15 protein-coding genes are annotated in these 16,886 nt (G+C 42.9%); 6 read left to right on the top strand and 9 right to left on the bottom strand.

Features of this window, described 5'->3' with window-relative positions:
- Positions 1-116: 116 nt before the first annotated feature.
- The 3 genes from HWX74_RS16585 to HWX74_RS16575 are packed head-to-tail and all read left to right on the top strand — an operon-like array spanning position 117 to position 3,830.
- Positions 117-1,652: a TolC family protein gene (locus HWX74_RS16585; RefSeq protein WP_176014704.1), complete on the top strand. Its 1,536-nt coding sequence runs from the start codon at positions 117-119 to the stop codon at positions 1,650-1,652.
- Complete coding sequence (locus tag HWX74_RS16580) at positions 1,627-2,661, top strand: HlyD family secretion protein (RefSeq protein ID WP_176014703.1); 1,035 nt, start codon at positions 1,627-1,629, stop codon at positions 2,659-2,661. Before HWX74_RS16585 ends, HWX74_RS16580 begins: the two co-directional genes overlap by 26 nt.
- Positions 2,655-3,830, top strand: a complete 1,176-nt coding sequence (locus HWX74_RS16575; protein WP_176014702.1) for a hypothetical protein — start codon at positions 2,655-2,657, stop codon at positions 3,828-3,830. Before HWX74_RS16580 ends, HWX74_RS16575 begins: the two co-directional genes overlap by 7 nt.
- A 76-nt stretch (positions 3,831-3,906) precedes the next feature.
- Here HWX74_RS16575 and HWX74_RS16570 read toward each other — a convergent pair whose 3' ends face one another.
- From HWX74_RS16570 to HWX74_RS16560, 3 genes are all read right to left on the bottom strand, one after another.
- The gene (locus HWX74_RS16570; protein ID WP_176014701.1) at positions 3,907-5,109 is read right to left on the bottom strand and encodes a hypothetical protein; all 1,203 of its coding nucleotides are present in this window, start codon (positions 5,107-5,109) and stop codon (positions 3,907-3,909) included.
- A 71-nt stretch (positions 5,110-5,180) separates the two neighbouring features.
- Positions 5,181-6,239 (bottom strand): hypothetical protein, encoded by a 1,059-nt coding sequence (locus HWX74_RS16565; RefSeq protein ID WP_176014700.1) that lies wholly within the window; start codon positions 6,237-6,239, stop codon positions 5,181-5,183.
- 57 nt (positions 6,240-6,296) lie between these two features.
- Positions 6,297-6,539, bottom strand: coding sequence for a hypothetical protein (locus tag HWX74_RS16560; RefSeq protein WP_176014699.1), 243 nt, complete (start codon positions 6,537-6,539; stop codon positions 6,297-6,299).
- 171 nt (positions 6,540-6,710) lie between these two features.
- Between HWX74_RS16560 and HWX74_RS16555 the strand changes: the two genes are divergently transcribed.
- Complete coding sequence (locus HWX74_RS16555) at positions 6,711-6,965, top strand: hypothetical protein (protein WP_176014698.1); 255 nt, start codon at positions 6,711-6,713, stop codon at positions 6,963-6,965.
- Positions 6,966-7,130: 165 nt separating this feature from the next.
- Here HWX74_RS16555 and HWX74_RS16550 read toward each other — a convergent pair whose 3' ends face one another.
- Both HWX74_RS16550 and HWX74_RS16545 read right to left on the bottom strand, forming a co-directional pair.
- Positions 7,131-7,622, bottom strand: coding sequence for a hypothetical protein (locus HWX74_RS16550; protein WP_176014697.1), 492 nt, complete (start codon positions 7,620-7,622; stop codon positions 7,131-7,133).
- A gap of 495 nt (positions 7,623-8,117) precedes the next feature.
- Positions 8,118-8,303, bottom strand: a complete 186-nt coding sequence (locus HWX74_RS16545; RefSeq protein WP_176014696.1) for a hypothetical protein — start codon at positions 8,301-8,303, stop codon at positions 8,118-8,120.
- 1,019 nt (positions 8,304-9,322) lie between these two features.
- On the opposite strand from HWX74_RS16545, the gene HWX74_RS16540 reads away from it, so the two are divergent.
- Positions 9,323-10,142 (top strand): IS5 family transposase gene (locus HWX74_RS16540; protein WP_368506809.1). Its coding sequence is split into 2 segments (ribosomal slippage): positions 9,323-9,721 and positions 9,723-10,142, totalling 819 coding nucleotides; the frame shifts between segments, so codons are not numbered across the junction.
- Here HWX74_RS16540 and HWX74_RS16535 read toward each other — a convergent pair.
- From HWX74_RS16535 to HWX74_RS16520, 4 genes are all read right to left on the bottom strand, one after another.
- Positions 10,139-11,341: an RHS repeat-associated core domain-containing protein gene (locus tag HWX74_RS16535; RefSeq protein ID WP_176014695.1), complete on the bottom strand. Its 1,203-nt coding sequence runs from the start codon at positions 11,339-11,341 to the stop codon at positions 10,139-10,141. The genes HWX74_RS16540 and HWX74_RS16535 overlap by 4 nt on opposite strands.
- Before the next feature lie 19 nt (positions 11,342-11,360).
- Positions 11,361-11,885: a hypothetical protein gene (locus HWX74_RS16530; protein ID WP_176014694.1), complete on the bottom strand. Its 525-nt coding sequence runs from the start codon at positions 11,883-11,885 to the stop codon at positions 11,361-11,363.
- Between the two features lie 457 nt (positions 11,886-12,342).
- Positions 12,343-12,846 carry a hypothetical protein gene (locus tag HWX74_RS16525; RefSeq protein WP_176014693.1) on the bottom strand — a complete coding sequence of 168 codons (504 nt, stop codon included), beginning with the start codon at positions 12,844-12,846 and terminating at the stop codon, positions 12,343-12,345.
- 532 nt (positions 12,847-13,378) lie between these two features.
- The gene (locus HWX74_RS16520) at positions 13,379-15,526 is read right to left on the bottom strand and encodes an RHS repeat domain-containing protein (RefSeq protein WP_176014692.1); all 2,148 of its coding nucleotides are present in this window, start codon (positions 15,524-15,526) and stop codon (positions 13,379-13,381) included.
- Positions 15,527-15,654: 128 nt separating this feature from the next.
- Between HWX74_RS16520 and HWX74_RS16515 the strand changes: the two genes are divergently transcribed.
- Complete coding sequence (locus HWX74_RS16515; RefSeq protein WP_176014691.1) at positions 15,655-16,836, top strand: IS4 family transposase; 1,182 nt, start codon at positions 15,655-15,657, stop codon at positions 16,834-16,836.
- The last annotated feature ends 50 nt before the right edge of the window (positions 16,837-16,886 follow it).

Here is a 16,886-nt window from a genome sequence, read left to right as displayed (position 1 = left end):
TTGCACACCCCTTTTTCCAGTGCTAGGTTAAGGTATGGAGAAAATTGTGATGAATCACCGCCGGCGCCCGATTGTATTTTGCGGTTGCCGGCCGGCTCAACGACATACCTGAATTTATGAAGAACAGGGTTTCATATTGTTTACCGGCACTCGGTCTGCTTCTGCTGTTTACCGGCTGTCAAACCCCGCCGCCGCCCGCGACGCCGGCCGAGGTCTGGCAGGCCGCCTGCCGCGATCGCGATTTTTCCCAGTTGAAAGATTTAAAACTGCTGACGCTGCAGGATGCCCAGCGGATCGCCGCCAACAACAACCCGGATTATCTGGCGGCGTTCCAGGCGGTCAACGCCGCCCGCATGGCTTATTATCAATCGCTGGCGGCCTACAGTCCGGAAATCGGCCTCAATTTCAACCTTAACGACGGTCTGGCGGAAAATGTCCAGCGCCGCAATCCGCCGGAATTGATCGCTCCGCGCGACAACCGTTTCACGACGCAGACCACGTTGCGCGGCAGTTGGCTGTTGTTCGACGGGCTGGCCCGGGAATTGAATGCGCTGGCCGCCCGCAGCGACTATCGGCGTACCGCCGCATTGCGGGACAACGTTTACCGGCTGCTGATGCGGGCGACGGCTTACGCCTTTTACGACGTGCTGCTGGCCATCGAAGAGGAACGCATCGCCCGGTCGGATATCGAGTTTCAGCAATCCAATCTCAAACAGGCGCAATCCCGCTATCAGTCCGGCCACATTTCCAAAAGCGATTTGCTCAATTTCAAAATCCTGCTGAACCGGGCGCAATGTTCACTGGTCATCGCCCGCAATCACTATCAACTGGCCGTTTACGCGCTGGCGGCCTTGATGGGATATCCGCAGGGAACCCTGCCGAACACGCTTCAGTTTCCGCCGATCGACGACCAGGTGGACAAGCTGGTATTGGGCATCGACCTCTATCTGGAACAGGCGTTGAACGCCCGGCCCGATCTGGAAGCGCTGCGGGAAGCACGGCAGATCGCCGATTACCGGCGCTCCGGCAAAGTCAGCGCTTTCTTTCCAGTGATCACTTTATACGGCGAAGCCGGTTACGGCACCACCGCCCACAATTACGGCGGCTACGTCGTCGAGCACCGCGCCTGGAATACGCCGTCGGTCGATTACGGCGTCAATGCCGACTGGCAACTGTTCACCGGTTTCGCCCGCTACAACGCACTCCGGCAGTATGAATACCTGGCCGCCGAGGCCGGTTTCCAATTGGACAACGCCACACTGCTGGCGATCAACGAAGTGCGGGCGGCCCACGAGAATCTGCAAACCCAGGCGGAGCTGGCCGAATATTACCGGGAAACGCTGAACTGGGTTTTCGAACAGCGGCAGTTGATCAACGTCGAATACTGGGCCGGCAACGTCACCATCACCCGGTTGAACGAAGCGCAATACGAATTGATCAGCGCCGAAAGCGACCTGGCCATCGTGCAGGTGGAGCTGAAGAAAGCGGCGGCCCAGTTGACCGCCGCCGTCAATGGCCGACTGGAGGGTTTCGAACCGGTGGACCGCCGCTTGAACACCGGCTTGCCGCTGGACGAGGTTCTGGACAAATTGGAGGAGCAATTTCAATACCGGGAGAAAATCAACGATGAAACGCCTGTGGAATTTCATTAAGGAAAATGTTCTGCTGCTAACGGTTACCGCCGTCATGCTGGCAATCGGCGGTTATTATCTGTGGCGGCACTGGCAGCCATTCACCCAAAATGCCTTCGTCGTCGCCAACACCTGGCCGGTCTCCGTCCTGGTCGAAGGCTATATCACTGAAGTGCACGTCGTCAACAACCAGTTCGTCAAAAAAGGCGCTCCGCTGTTCACCGTCTTTCAACCGCCTTATGCGTTGAAAGTCGAAACTCTCCAGCATAAAATCGACGCCACCAAGGCCAAACTGGCCAGCCTGGAAGCCAAATTGAAGGTGATCAACGCCAGCATCGTCGCCAGGGAGGCCGCGCTGGCCAACGACCGTTATCTCTCTGAAAAGGCGGATGAAATGTACCGGCAGGAGGCCATTTCGCAAGCCTACGCGGAGGAACGCCGCCGGGCGATGCAGGGCAGCGAAGCGGAATTGGCGGCGGAGAAATATCAACTGGACGTCACCACCCAGGAGTGCGAGATGACCAGAGCGGAAATTTCCCAACTGCAAAGCGAACTGGCCCTGGCGCAAATTTACCTGGAACAAACGGTCGTCTATGCGCTTTCCGACGGCTATATCGTCAATATGTTCGTCACACCGGGCGGTTATTTTCATCCGGGCGAACCGCTGTGCGCCTTCGTCGACACCGAAAGCTGGTGGGTACAGGCCAATTTCGAAGAAACCGATCTGTCGCGCATTCAACCCGGCCAGACCGCCAAAATCTGGCTGTGGCAGTATCCGGGCAAAACCTTCCACGGCGTTGTCGACAATATCAACTGGGCGGCCGAACGGCGCCGGAGCGCCGATACCGGAGTCGCCATCGTCGAAAAGGAAAATCAATGGTTTCTGCTGCCGCAGCGTTTTCCGGTCCAGATCCGCATCACCGATCCCGACCCGGAATTCCCACTGCATCCGGCCGGCAGCGCCTATGTTGAAATCGATACCGACGCCCAGTTGATCAAACAGATTTTCTGGCGGATCTTTCAATGGTAAAGAAGCTGATCATCCAGGCGGAAGTCGCCGCCGAATCCCCGGAACTGATCCGCCGCATCGCCCTGCTGCGTTCGCTCGGCATGCTGAACAGCGCCTTGTGGGCGCTGGCCGGCTGGGTGGTATTCCGCCTGCCGGATGCCGGACTGATTTCGGTGATCGGTCCGACGCTGGCCACCTGCGGCGCCACCACCGAACCGACCAGGCGTCTGCGCCGCAATGCCATTTTGCTCAACATCCTGTCGGTGGCCGTCATTCAATTCATCCGGGCCAATCTGTCGCAACAGAGCTTCCTGGTACTGCCGGCAATTTTCTTGATCGCCCTGGCCGTCCACCGTCTCAACCGCAGCGCGATGTCGGCTTCGGCAATCATGGTGGCCGGCTTGCTGGACATCAATTATACGCCTTACCAGGTGACCGCCGATATCTTTCTGACACTGGCCCTGGTCGCCGTGCTGGCCAGTTGGAGTTACTGGCTGCTGGATCTCCTAATTTTGAAAGACCGTGATACCATCGGTTTCAACCGTCCGGAACGGCTCAGTTGGGAAAGCGCCTTCCGGCGGGCGATGGCTTTCTCCATCGCCTATTACCTGGTACAGGTGACCGGCTGGCATGAATCGTTCTGGATTTTGTTGACCGTCGGCTTGACCTACCTCAACGGCGACATCGGCCGCAAAGTCCGCCATACCGCGCTGCTGCGTTATCTCTGGGCGCCGGTCGGCCTGTGGTTCGCGGTCATCGTTCTGTCGGTTTTCGCCTATCAGGATTATCACTTCAGCTACCTGGCGCCGCTGATCGGCTGGGCCGCCTTTTACAGCCTTTACCGGACCGGGGAATATGTGCTTTTTTATTTGTTATTCATGATCATGCTGTCGTTGGCGATCAATTTGAACAGCGGTGGCGCGCCGCATTTCGGCAACACCTACAATTATTTGTTCCAATCGACGTTGACCATCACGATCGGAGCTGCCATCGTCATCTTGCTGGAACTTCGGAAAGAGCGACCGCCCAATTGTCCGATTTCTTCTTCCAAATACCGCAACACAGAATACGGGCGACCGCCTAACGGCTCGATCCACTATTCCCATCCCGAAAGGCGACAAGCGGCAGTTGTTCGATATAACGCACAATCAACAGCCCTGAGTACTATCGCCAACAGAGTTTCCTTGTGAGCTCAATCGGCAAACAGGCAGCTGGCTCCCAGCAGCCAGAGGACCGCCAGTAGAACTCATAGGAGCTGAACAATGCTTATTCAAGGCTTTTAAGCAATTCTTCTTCAAAGGCCCGATCAATAAAAACATAATCTACAGCTACTTGCGTGGTTCCATTTTCTGCAATCCAGAATATCGGCACCAAATGATCTTCCGCATCATTCAAATCGCAAAATAAATTACGGGTTTCCGTCTCCAACTTTCTGAATAATAATACACTATTTTTTCTGGCTGGAGGCAATTTATCAATTGGTTCGCCAATTAACACACTGGGCCGCTTACCTTCTTTGGTGGTCCGAAAGATATCATTATTCACTTCCTGAAAGGCCAACAGCATCCAAATTTTATGAGTGCGAGTAAAATTCTTCAGTTCCGGTTTGCTCAATACGGAATCATACTGTTTCAAAAGTTCATTCCAACGCTCCTGTAAAACCAGTAAATCCGCAATCGCTTCCGGGGAAGGTTCCAAGCCGGCCAATGCAGCTTTCAATTTCAATAACGCTTGCCGGTAATCGGCAAGCTGCGCTGCTTCCGATTCTGAAAAGGAAACCGGACGATCAGACCAGCGATCCTGCAATGCCTCAAATACCATCGTCTGCTGCTCGGGAGTCGACATAATCAGACTGCATAGCGGCAACAAATAATTACCAGCATTTTCCTGCGTTCCAACCGCTTCCCGCAAAGCTTTCGCCAACTCTTTGCGTTGCTCCAATGCTTCAGCAATTTCGTGCTGCAGAGAAGTGAATTCCGGTAAATCTTCCTGCCTGGCAAGCTGTCGCATTTCCAAATTCCGCACCAATTCATCATTTTTCTTCAAAAGAAACAACCAGATACTGATCCGGTAAGGGGTTGCTTTCTCAGCACCAAATTTTGCAGCAAACGCCCGCAACACCGCGTCTTCCGTAAATAAAATCGAGGTTTGCCGTTGTAAATCGAATAAATGCTCCACCTGCGCCGATACAACATTCAGCTTGTCAATTTCATATTTCAAATCAAAATATTTTCGTTGAAACCAATATTGACCTGAAATTTCTTCGGACGAATCTCCACTTATTGCCCATAATCTATTATTTTGGTATTCACGCATTTTTTTCTGCTCAGGACTCAATCTGTCATGTAACTTCTGCAAGAGGGCCATCATCTCCTCCTGTGATAACTCCCCCTCTGCCTCAACGACAAGACAGCAAGAAGTTACTGCTGCAAACAACAACAAAATGCAAAAAAATTTATAGTAAACCATACATTCTTTCAATTTTTGAATAAATCGAATCACTATTGGACAACTGAAAAAATAAATTACTACTCTGTTTTCTACTCTTTCCCTGCAGAAACAGCCGATTTTGTACTTGATTCCTCTTCCTGTAAACCATGATCCGCCTTCCAACCTCCTATTGCTTGCATTGCAGCATTAATTTGTACCTCATTGTCCATTAAAAGACAAATCAATGGAATTGCCCATTCTTCACAAGCCTCATTAGTCGGTTCCAGTATATCCAATATCATACGTAGCCGAGCAATTTCCTCGGCAGTATCTCCGGCAAGCACCAATGTCCGTTTCAGAAACAACAAACGCATACCCAGTTGATAAATCCGACTCCTCTTATTATTGGTCGGAGTCTTCAGGGAAGCCTGATATTGGGAAAATAATTCTTCCCACTCTTGGTTCAAGCTATTCAGGCTTGCGGCAACACCAGAATCTGAAGGATCTAATGCATTCAAACGATTCTTCAAATTAAAGTATTTATGCTGAAATTCGGTTATTGCATTTGAGTCTATAATATCTAAAATTCTTTCTTGATTTTTCCATTGTTCAATCCAATCAAAACCATCTTTCAATTGATAATCATTTTCCATGAGTAAAAAAACCAATGGTTTCAACCAAATTTCACAATTTTCTCTATCTCCTTCCAGCGTTGCCATTTCCCAACCAGAAACAGATTTGGCTTTAGCCATTTTGGGTAAAATCTGATTATTCCACTTTATTTTATATAATTGTTCCTCTGTAGGCTTTGGTCCATTTAAATAAATTGTAAAATCAATTTTAAATTTTGTATTTCTTTCAATTTCACAACTCTTTTTGAGAAAAAGAATTTTCATTCCCAATAAATAAATACAACGATCTATTCCTCCAACATGATAAAGATAATTGCCATATTCTAAATTAATGCCATTAATGCCACCGCTTCCCCACTGCTCCCAAAGTAAACATAATTCATCCACAGAATTATAGGAAAACGCATCTACCATTTCAAGATTCTCCTTTATAGATAGATAAGTCTCCTGAAATTCATTTTCAACTAACACGCCATCACCTAGCACAGCACTAATCATTATTCCAAAAAAGCCAACTAACATAAAAAATTTCATCATTTTCAAAATCGTTTTACCCTCTTATATACTTCACAAAAAAATAAACTAAAAATTCCTTCAAGGTCTATTGGGAATTAATAAATCCGTCGGATCATTAAGAACAGCGGATTCAGAAAGCCCTCCCTTGCTAATAGAAACTGCTCCATCTGCAGAAATAGTAACCACATGAACAAAAGTGCCTAATGAGTAAACAACATTCGGAGCATCCACAAACTGATATACCCAAGGGCTTTCCCAGGTTAATGAACCATCTAAGTATGGTAATTCATCGTACCATCCACTAATATAATCTGTTCCCATCAAGGAACCAATTCCCAATTTATGTTTAATCCTTGGAAGCCATCCTCTTGTATCTGCATGAGGTCTTACATATTTAACGCCGAGTGCAAGTTTTTTTGAATGAGAATTGAGCATAAGCATGTTTGGGTTTAAATTTGGATAACAACAAACAAATTAAAAGGAATCCCAAACATGCTCACAGAAAACTATATCACAGAAGTATACTGTTTGGTAGACGACATGCTGAAAAAAAGCGAAAAAACCTTGAGAAGCCGTGGCCCACATCCGAAATTATCAGATACGGAAGTAATCATCATGGAAATCGTCGGCGAATCAATAGGTATAGACGAAGACAAAGCGATTCACCGTTATTTTCGAGATCATTGGCATCTTCTGTTTCCAGAGCTTGGAACTCGAACCACCTTTTGCGGCAGGCGGCAAACCTAAGGAAAATCCAATCCTACAGTTTGGGCGGATTTTCTCATGAAAAAACTTGCTCACGGCGTTAAATACATCCCTAGTAATAACGGTAAATAACGGTTCATTATTTCTTTCTCTTACTTGCGTTAAATCGAGACAATTATTTTTTTCAATATTATATAATTAATTTTACTATATTTTATTTTCATTAGCAATTTCCCTCCACAACTCTAATGTTTCAACTATTTCTGTTTCATCTACATATATATGCAGAAATGAAATTGTATTAAAATAATTTAATATTTCAAGGATTAATTGAGATTCTGCATGTGTAAATAAATCTTTATTACTTGAATTAAGTTCGAGAATAAATATATCAAAATGATTAAAAAATTTTTTCTCAAAAATGACCATTCTTAAAAAAGATGGGCTTTGTCCTCTATGATATTTAGTCTTTCGTTTATAATTGGCTTTTTTTCGAAAGTAATTTAAAAGACTGTACAAAGCAATTCCTACTTCATTATTAATTTTTACCCATAAACAAATATCCCATAATAATTCATTAATTTCATTAACTGTCTTTCCATAATATCCGTCATTAATACGATCACTAATATCAAATGTTTTATAAATTTTTTTCATAAGATCGCACATAATACTATAATCAATTAATAATTTTTCCATAGTCACACCACATATTACATCATTATTGTTGTATCTTCTGGTTCGCCGTAATAAACAGGTTGTGTATAAAGTATTGGCGTCGGAATAAGTATAAAAATGATACAAAAACTCTATCGAATATCCGAATAAATAACGGTGGTTTGGGCGGAACAACGATAGGCACATAATATGGCTGCGGTTTCCAATATTTTGGAACTGGCAAGCCACGGAAGTCTTCCAATGGTTTATAGTCAGGTTGCGGAGATGAAGGGAAATTATCGCATCCCAGACAATGAAATATCGTCAACATACTTTTAGCACATCCCTGAAATAAATTGAACATTTTAGTGTAATGACCACCGGGAATAGTAAACCCTCTTTTTGTTCTTGCCCAATGGGAAAGCATATCTTCATGAGGGTCATATTTTCTTAGTTGTCTGGCCAGAATAGAAAGATTATCCTTAAGTTTTGTTACAGCATCTTTACATTTTTTCAGTTCTTCTTCTATACAGCATCTCAAACCATTATGATCAATCGAATTAATTGGATATGGCTGGTCAAAGTATTGCCGTTATAGACTTTATTTTCAATACGTCGTCCCATGTAATCGTAAGCGAACTCTAATTTTGCCGTTCCTTTTTCGGCTTTGATCATCCGGTTTTCGGCATTCCAGGTTTGCGTCCAGCCGTCGCGAGTCAGCATGTTGCCGTCGGTGTCATAATATAAATAATAATTTAATTGTATTATTATTTATATCACTATTCATTCTAATCCATTATTCTTATTGATGCTATGAATTATTTTTCTCTGTCTATAAATCGTAATTACATTAATTATAAGCGATATTATTGATAAAATAAATACACAAAGATAAAAGATTGATGAATAAAAATTTGCTTGAACTATTGACTTCGATTCATACAAAATAGATTGTGGAGTTATTTGTATTGCATTTTTGCTTTGATTGTAATTATTTAATGTTTCCTCTTTGATTTCAATGATATCATGCATCATGGATATCGTTATAACTAAAAGAATAATAGTCACCACTATCGTTGCAAAAACGACAGTGTTAATAATCACGATTTCCGTAAAACCAATTTTTGTCATTTATTACCTTCGTGTTATTGGATAATTTATTGAATATCGCATTTCTTTTTTATTTTATAAAACAAGGCTAAAACAATAAAAGAAAACAAAGGAATAACTTTTATATAATTATTTATTGACAAATTAAATATATTACATGTAATTATAAATATACTTTCTCCAGCTATTATAGTTAATAATCGAAAAATTATGGATCCATTCATTGTAAAAAAAATGAAAATTGGATATAAAACAATAACGATTAAACCAAGAATAATAATATACATTATAGCGTCCAATCCATTAATTAAAAAAACTAAAAGGAACTAGGGATCCTAATGAACATATTAAATATTTAGTGGCGCATTCTGCTACATCCAAGTAAAATATTTCCATCGATAATTGAATACATTCATCAGTATCTTGACATAATTTTGATGTACATGGTGCAAGATTCATATCTAATATATGATCAGCATTATTCAGGCAATCATAATACGCTTTAGCACATTGTCCTTCAGCGGCAACAATTAGAAAAACGCCAGCGCCATGCATAAGATCTTATCCCTAAATAGCAGTTGAAATTCAATAAAAATATGCTATATTTACTCAACCGCAACAGAGAGGTGGATATGGCATTAAAAGCTTGGGAAGTATCCGATGCGTTTTGGAGCAAAGTAGCCCCCCTGATTCCCAAATCCAGGCGTGATCCGGAAAAAGAGTATCAGCGTCGACGTGGAGCCGGACGCAAACCGATGGAATCTCGCAAGATTTTTGAAGCTATTGTGTATGTCCTCCGCACCGGCATCCAATGGAAGGCATTGCCCAAGGAGTACGGTAGCTCCAGTAGTGTTCATCGCCATTTTCGCAAATGGGAAGAAGCAGGATTCTTTCGCAAACTTTGGAAGAAAGGTCTTGCCGAATATGATGATATGGAAGGTATTGCATGGAAATGGCAAAGTATCGACGGAGCCATGACCAAAGCTCCGACAGCCCAAGAAACAGTAGGACCGAATCCTACTGATCGGGGAAAAAAATGGAACCAAACGTCACATTCTGGTCGACGAGCGTGGAGTCCTGTTGTCAATCGTCGTAACCGGAGCGAATCGACATGATGTCACGCAAGTTGAGGAAGTCTTGAAGAATCGAGTCCGAAAACCTCGTGGGCGTACCAAGCAGAACCTTTGCGCTGACGCCGGTTATTCCGGCGTAAAATCAGAGGAAGTCATGAAAAAATATCGCTACACGCCTCACATCAGACCTCGCGGGGAAGAGAAAGTTGCAATTCAAAAAGGCTATAAAGCCAGACGATGGATTGTTGAAGTCGCTCACTCCTGGCTCAATCGATTTCGTAAATTATTGGTTCGATATGAAAAGACGAATGCATCCTATGAGGCATTACTTCAATTGGCAGCAAGCATTATAATATTTCGAAAACTAGGTTCTATTTAGGGATAGGCTCTAAGTCGCTTACTAGGTACTCCTGGTAATTGCCCAAAATCTTCAGATGGGACAAATGACTGATTTTTTAACCCTAAATAATCCCAATTATTTATCGGGTCATTTCCAACAAAACACATTAAATTTAATTGCTCTTTTTCATTTTCTGTATCTCTAGTTAACCAACGTCCTAATTTTGGATCATATTCCCGGAAATTATAGTAAATCAAATCGGTTTCCCTATCAGCATATTCACTACTCCATGTGAAAACATTTGTATTTGCATATGTTCCGGAAGATTTCACCAGTTGCCCAAAGGGACTGTATTCATAATGCGCGACTATCGCGCCTGTAGAATCCGTCAGATCAGTCACGTTTTTATTGGCGTCGGTATGATAGAAGTAGGTTTTATTGGCTGCTACATCGAAAACCGTCAACGGCGTATCAAGCATTACCGACTGCCAGACATAACGTCGCAGGACGGCATTGTTGCTCACCCCATTGAGTTCTTCGATCAGCTTATATCCATCGTAAACAAAGCGGATATGGCTGGTCAAAGTATTGCCGTTATAGACTTTCTTTTCAATGCGTCGGCCCATGTAATCGTAAGCAAACTCCAGCTTTGCAGTACCTTTTTCAGCTTTGATCATCCGGTTTTCGGCATTCCAGGTTTGCGTCCAGCCGTCGCGAGTCAGCATGTTGCCGTCGGCGTCATAGGTCGGATTTTGAACTGTACCTGTTTGATTCAATGCTGAATATTGATTGAGATTGTTGGCGGTATAGGTCCAGTTGGTTCCGGCCAGGCCGGCCGTCTTGCGGTTGCCGATTGGGTCGTAGGTATAGTTGTAACTATACGAAGCATTGTTGTTTGACGAGGCGCCGGTCAGTTCGGAATAGCTGTTGTAAGTGTAACTCAAAATATCAGCAGCGGTGAAGGCGCTGCCGCTGCGGTTCATGCTGGTACGGCGTCCGAGCGCGTCGTTGGTATACAGGAAAGCACTGATGGCGCCGTTGGCAACTTTGGGCAACAGATCCCTGGCGGTTTCGTAAGTGTAGTTGGTTGGTACATTATTCGGTCGGGTCATTGAAGCGATCAAATCGCTGTTGGCAAGAAAGGTATAATTGAAAACGCCGGCTGCAGTAGTCACTTTATTCAAGCGACTGTACTGGTCGTAACCATAGGTGTACAGATTGGTAGTGCTGATGCTCAAATTGAGATAGTTATCTTTTTTATTTTTTTTGCTTTATTTGCCTTATTGTCCGTAAATAAATATCTTCTATTTTTGGATCTGCATATTCTATTTCCTCCTTTAGAAATTCATATAAAGATTCTGAATCAAAACAACTTAAAAAAATATCAACAGCATCCCAGCGACGTAAATACGGTAAAATTCGGGCAAATATCCTTATGCTTGACTCAAACAAATCAGCCCAATTTTCATGATGTTTATTAACTATCTTTTTCAACATAAATAAAGAAAAAATACATCCACTAATTTCAATTCCGGTATAGTGATAAATTCCTTTAAGGTCAAGTGTCAATAAATATGCGGAAATGGTTTCATTTAAATTCCAAATCTTTCCAATATATTTACCATGAGAAACTAGTATTAATAACTCATCTTCTGTCAAATGCATATCATCATCACATATTTTGCGGAGGTGGCTGCACAGCTCATTTAATGATAATTCTTTATTTTCTATATAATTATAAATATATTGGATATATTGAAAGCTATATTCTTTATTTTTCATATGCATTCCATTTTCATTTTATTGCCCTAGAGGCTAATTCTAAGCAACGACCGGCAGCCTCCATTTTACTAATTAACTGAATTTTATGCTTCCTTGCTTTTTCTGCGCTACCTTCCCTAATACTGCCAGGTAGTATGTAATCGCATCCATGAGTAAGATAATCAAGGCGCCCTCTTGCTTCGTTCAGACAGATTATTGCCATAGCGAAAAGTTCTTCTCGAAACCAACAACCTTTACATCGTCTACATTCAAAATTCTTATAATAATTCCAAAGAGTTTCGCAATATGCGACATTTGCCAAATAAGCCGTTGCTGCAGCTACCGCAGCCTTAGTTAGGTATGCCCCCCTTTTCTTGAAGCAACCACAAAATTGTATCAATATCTCCCTGTAAAATAGCTTGTTCCATAGTTGCAGAAACAGAATCAAGACTTATTAATCCTAAAAAATCAATATAGTTTATAGGATTTTGGAATAATCCGGCTGATTCAATACTTCGACAATCTTGTCAATGATCGCCTGTTTGTCGAATCCGGGATAGTCGGACATCTGCCAGAGCATATAACCGGCAGTTCCGGCAATTCGGTTCTGCCATTCGTTCAAGGTCTCTTCCAGCCCGGCTTTCAGGATTTTGCGGTCGGCTTCTCCGACATAACGATAATACTTGCCGAAAAATTGGACGCAGTAATCCCGCCAGGTCACATCATAGGATTTATCCCGGAACATGGTATCGAGATGTTTGGCCAACTCTTTGGGAACTCTCTCCTGCCAGATCAGGGCCCAGGTCAATTCATTTTTTAAGCCGTTGAACTCCAGATCCGGCAGTTCCTGATCTTCAAGCTTTTGAAAGAGAAAATCATAAAAAGCATCAATCTGGTCCTGCGGCAGATTTTTACCCAGTGCATGTATGGCTTGAACGCGAGGCAGGTAAGAATTATCGTCGGTCAGCCCGACGATAAGCATGACATTTATCGGTAATGATGATACAGATAGTATATTTGAATTAGTTTGACTCCCAAACAAATGACAAGTGGTACATATAATTACCGGGATAAGTATTACTTTATACATTACAGATTTATATGTTTTATACATTTTATTATCTATGTTTATTTTTTTGTCCTATTCGCTCAAAAATGAAAATCTATAGCTGCTAAACTTTGGATGCTATAATAAATATAAAACGATATTAATAAATACATTATAGATTTTATTAATCCGCGAATTATGAAAATATTATTTTTCTTTTTTAGATAAAGAAATTCACAAATGATATTGATTATATATAGGAAATATATAACTAATAAATACATTTTACTTAACACTACCATTGTTCCATTACGCCACATCTGATAATTCAGAAATTCATTACTCAAAAAAACAATTGATATTCGGTTATATGTAATAGCTACAATAATCATTAATTCAGCAATGGCAGTAATAATAAAGATAGCAACAAGCATTGCCTTTTTCATTTTCAATCGTTCCCTTTCACTTAATTACTGTCAATATCCATCTTATCACAAATTGATTGACATGCTTCATCGGAAAGCTGCAACCCAAAACCAACAGTACTTGCCGATGGATGTGCTGAATCAACATATAATAAATCATCAAGATTATGACCAAAACCTGTTAGTCCATGATATATTGTTTCATGAATTATCGCAACAGCAGTCATATAGTCAATTAAACTTATAAGTGACGCGTCAGCTTCAGAACTTGGTAGAGTTATATCATCACGAATTTTATCATAATTGATAAAACTAATCCAACCATGATTATATCCGGCAATGGGTTTTGTTGTTTCCATAAAAAAAACATTTAATTCAATTGGATTAAATCCGAGAGGATTTCCTCCACGAAAACCTCCCGGTATTCTTTCAGACCAATTAGTTTCATCTGCATCGACTTGAATCCATTCAAAGTTAATATTATTTTCATTACATTTGTCGCATCTATTTTTACAATTTTGAAAGATGGATTCAGCATACATTTTCATATTTTCATTCAACCAGCTTACATTGTAAAACATTCGAATAGTAACATCTCTTAATCCCAGATAATCAATTTGATTTATTGGATTATTATTTATAAAAAAATACAAATTTATACTTCCTATCTCTTTGAGAGGATCTTTTGAAACCCATCGTCCGAGAATTGGATCATATGCTCGGAAGTTATAATAAACCAAGCTAGTCTCCCTGTCAGCGTATTCGCTGCTCCAAGTAAGGACATTAGTATTTGCATAAGCACCGGAAGATTTCACCAGTTGCCCAAAGGGACTGTATTCATAATGCGCAACTATCGCGTCAGCAGAGTCCGTCAGATCAGTCACGTTTTTATTAGCATCGGCATGGTAGAAATATGTTTTATTCGCAACAGCATCAAAAACCGTCAACGGCGTATCAAGCATAACCGGCTGCCAGACATAACGCCGCAGGACGGCATTGTTATTCAGTCCATTGAGTTCTTCGATCAGCTTATAGCCATCGTAGACAAATCGAATGTGGGCTGTTAAGGTACTGCCGTTATAGACTTTCTTTTCAATGCGTCGGCCCATGTAATCGTAAGCGAACTCTAATTTTGCCGTACCTTTTTCGGCTTTGATCAGCCGATTTTCGGCGTTCCAGGTTTGCGTCCAGCCGTCGCGAGTCAGCATGTTGCCGTCGGCGTCATAAGTTGGATTCTGAATTGTACCTGCTTGATTTAAGGCTGAATATTGATTGAGATTGTTTGCTGTATAGGTCCAATTAGTGCCGGCCAAGCCGGCCGTCTTGCGGTTGCCGATTGGATCGTAGGTATAGTTGTAACTATACGAAGCATTGTTGTTCGACGAGGCGCCGGTCAGTTCGGAATAGCTATTGTAAGTGTAACTCAAAACATCTGCAGCGGTGAAAGCGCTGCCGCTGCGGTTCATGCTGGTACGGCGTCCGAGCGCATCGTTGGCATACTGAAATGTGCTGATGGCGCCGTTGGCAACTTTGGTCAACAGATCCCTGGCTGTTTCGTAAGTGTAGTTGGTCGATACATTATTCGGCCGGGTCATGGAAGCGATCAGGTCGCTATTGGCAAGAAATGTATAATTGAAAACGCCGGTCGCGGTAGTCACTTGATTCAAGCGGCCGTACTGGTCGTAACCGTAAGTATACAGATTGGTCGCACCAATATTCAATCCGCTGTAACTCCCCTTTAAGCCGCTGGTGGTATAAATGCGATTCAGCTCTTTCGTATAGATACCACTGATTGCCTCCTTTTGCAAGGCGAATTGCGCATTATAGGTAAATGTCCGAGTTCCGGCTGCATCAGTAACGGTCAAAGGCTGACCAAGACGATTGTAGGTATAGGTGATATCCGGTGTGGAGTCGGAATAATCAATCTTGTGAAGTTGTCCGAAAGTGTCATAGCTGTAGGTAGTCTTTAATGGTTGTCCGCCATTCAATCTTGCCCAGGTACGGGTTAATAGTTTCCCGTCCGAAGTATAAGTATAGGTAGTCGATTTACCGGCCGCATCGGTTTTGGCTGTTACCAACCCGGAAGCGGGATCGTAAGTCCATTGGGTGACATCAATAGAAACATTGTTTTCTGGCCAAATAGAATTATTCCAATTCGTACCAGTACGATAAGTTTTAAATTGGATCAATTGGCCAAGATTATCGTAAATTTGTCACTACTGTCCGGTAAAAGTTTCCGGACTTGATTGTTAAAATCGGGACTTGTTCTATATTAGAAGAGCTCAAACCCATAATATTGAACAAGAAAGTCCCGACAATGCATTACAGTAGCATCTTTCAGCAGCTTTTCAATTTCATACCGAGACATCGTTTTGAGAAATCCGTAGAAAACTTATCCGGCGACCGCTATTGCAAACATTTTACCGCATGGCGGCAGTTTTTGACGTGCCTTTACGCGCAAATTACGGGCAAAGACTCCTTGCGAGAAATTGAAAACGGTCTTCTTGCAAACCATGATCGGCTGTATCACCTCGGCATGGAGGTTGTTCCAAAATCGACCTTGTCCGAAGCGATGAATCGACGTGATCCGGAGATATTCAAGGCGTTGTTTGAGGAAATTCTTGACCGGGCTTTGAAATGTGCGCCCTCGCACAAGTTCCGATTCCACAATCCGCTGTACGCGATTGACAGCACGACGATTGATCTGTGCCTAAATCTTTACGATTGGGCGCATTATCGTAAAAACAAGGGTGCTATCAAACTTCATACCGAGCTTGATCTATCCGGAAATCTGCCCTGCTTTGTGATGCTGAGCAACGGGAAAATAGCAGATATTCGAGCGGCACGAGAGAACATTATCATCGTTCCGGACAGCATCTACACCTTTGACAAAGGATACTCTGATCTGAACTGGTTTCAACACATTGCGGACAGCGAGGCTTATTTTGTCACGAGACTGAAAGACAATGCAAAAATTGAGTTTCTCGGACAGCATCGGGAGGCAAATGAAAAACGTGGGGTTTTGCGGGATGAAGCCGTGTGGTTTACCGGATATCAATCAGCAAGAAAATATCCCGGAGAACTGAGGCTGATTGAGTTCCTGGATGAATCGACCGGAAAAACATACCGCTTCATTACCAACAACTTCAAACTGGCGGCAGCGAGCATTGCCGGAATTTATAAACAGCGTTGGCAGATCGAAATCTTCTTCAAATGGATCAAGCAAAATCTCAAAATCAAGAGCTTTCTTGGAACCAGTGAAAACGCCGTCATGACGCAAATCTATGTCGCGCTTATCCATTATCTTTTGGTCGCATACATCAAATTCCTGCATGGATTCAAGCTCAGCCTCTCGGAATTAACGAACCGAATCCGCGAGACGCTTATGCAGAATCTTTCCCTGCTCGAAGTCCTCGCTCTGAACCGCAAAACCATTACGAAGCCGCCGGATTGGAATGCTCCCGAACAACTCGAACTTTTCAACGAGTTTCTATGCTGAATTTTTTACCGGACAGCAGTGAAAATTTCCAAATGTTTGTAATAGTCTTC

This window comes from Victivallis sp. Marseille-Q1083 (assembly GCF_903645315.1).
In the GTDB taxonomy this organism is placed as follows: Bacteria; Verrucomicrobiota; Lentisphaeria; order Victivallales; family Victivallaceae; genus UMGS1518.
Note: the sequence above shows the minus strand (reverse complement) of the source record. Positions and strands in the feature narration are given on the sequence as shown.

Bases quoted from the DNA above. Each gene is read 5' to 3' on its own strand.
- HWX74_RS16560 (WP_176014699.1), bottom strand. From the start codon at position 6,539: ATGGGAACAGATTATATTAGTGGATGGTACGATGAATTACCATACTTA.
- HWX74_RS16515 (WP_176014691.1), top strand. From the start codon at position 15,655: ATGCATTACAGTAGCATCTTTCAGCAGCTTTTCAATTTCATACCGAGA.
- HWX74_RS16580 (WP_176014703.1), top strand. From the start codon at position 1,627: ATGAAACGCCTGTGGAATTTCATTAAGGAAAATGTTCTGCTGCTAACG.
- HWX74_RS16575 (WP_176014702.1), top strand. From the start codon at position 2,655: ATGGTAAAGAAGCTGATCATCCAGGCGGAAGTCGCCGCCGAATCCCCG.
- HWX74_RS16565 (WP_176014700.1), bottom strand. From the start codon at position 6,239: ATGATGAAATTTTTTATGTTAGTTGGCTTTTTTGGAATAATGATTAGT.
- HWX74_RS16570 (WP_176014701.1), bottom strand. From the start codon at position 5,109: ATGGTTTACTATAAATTTTTTTGCATTTTGTTGTTGTTTGCAGCAGTA.
- HWX74_RS16530 (WP_176014694.1), bottom strand. From the start codon at position 11,885: ATGAAAAATAAAGAATATAGCTTTCAATATATCCAATATATTTATAAT.
- HWX74_RS16550 (WP_176014697.1), bottom strand. From the start codon at position 7,622: ATGGAAAAATTATTAATTGATTATAGTATTATGTGCGATCTTATGAAA.
- HWX74_RS16525 (WP_176014693.1), bottom strand. From the start codon at position 12,846: ATGCTTATCGTCGGGCTGACCGACGATAATTCTTACCTGCCTCGCGTT.
- HWX74_RS16585 (WP_176014704.1), top strand. From the start codon at position 117: ATGAAGAACAGGGTTTCATATTGTTTACCGGCACTCGGTCTGCTTCTG.
- HWX74_RS16545 (WP_176014696.1), bottom strand. From the start codon at position 8,303: ATGCTGACTCGCGACGGCTGGACGCAAACCTGGAATGCCGAAAACCGG.
- HWX74_RS16555 (WP_176014698.1), top strand. From the start codon at position 6,711: ATGCTCACAGAAAACTATATCACAGAAGTATACTGTTTGGTAGACGAC.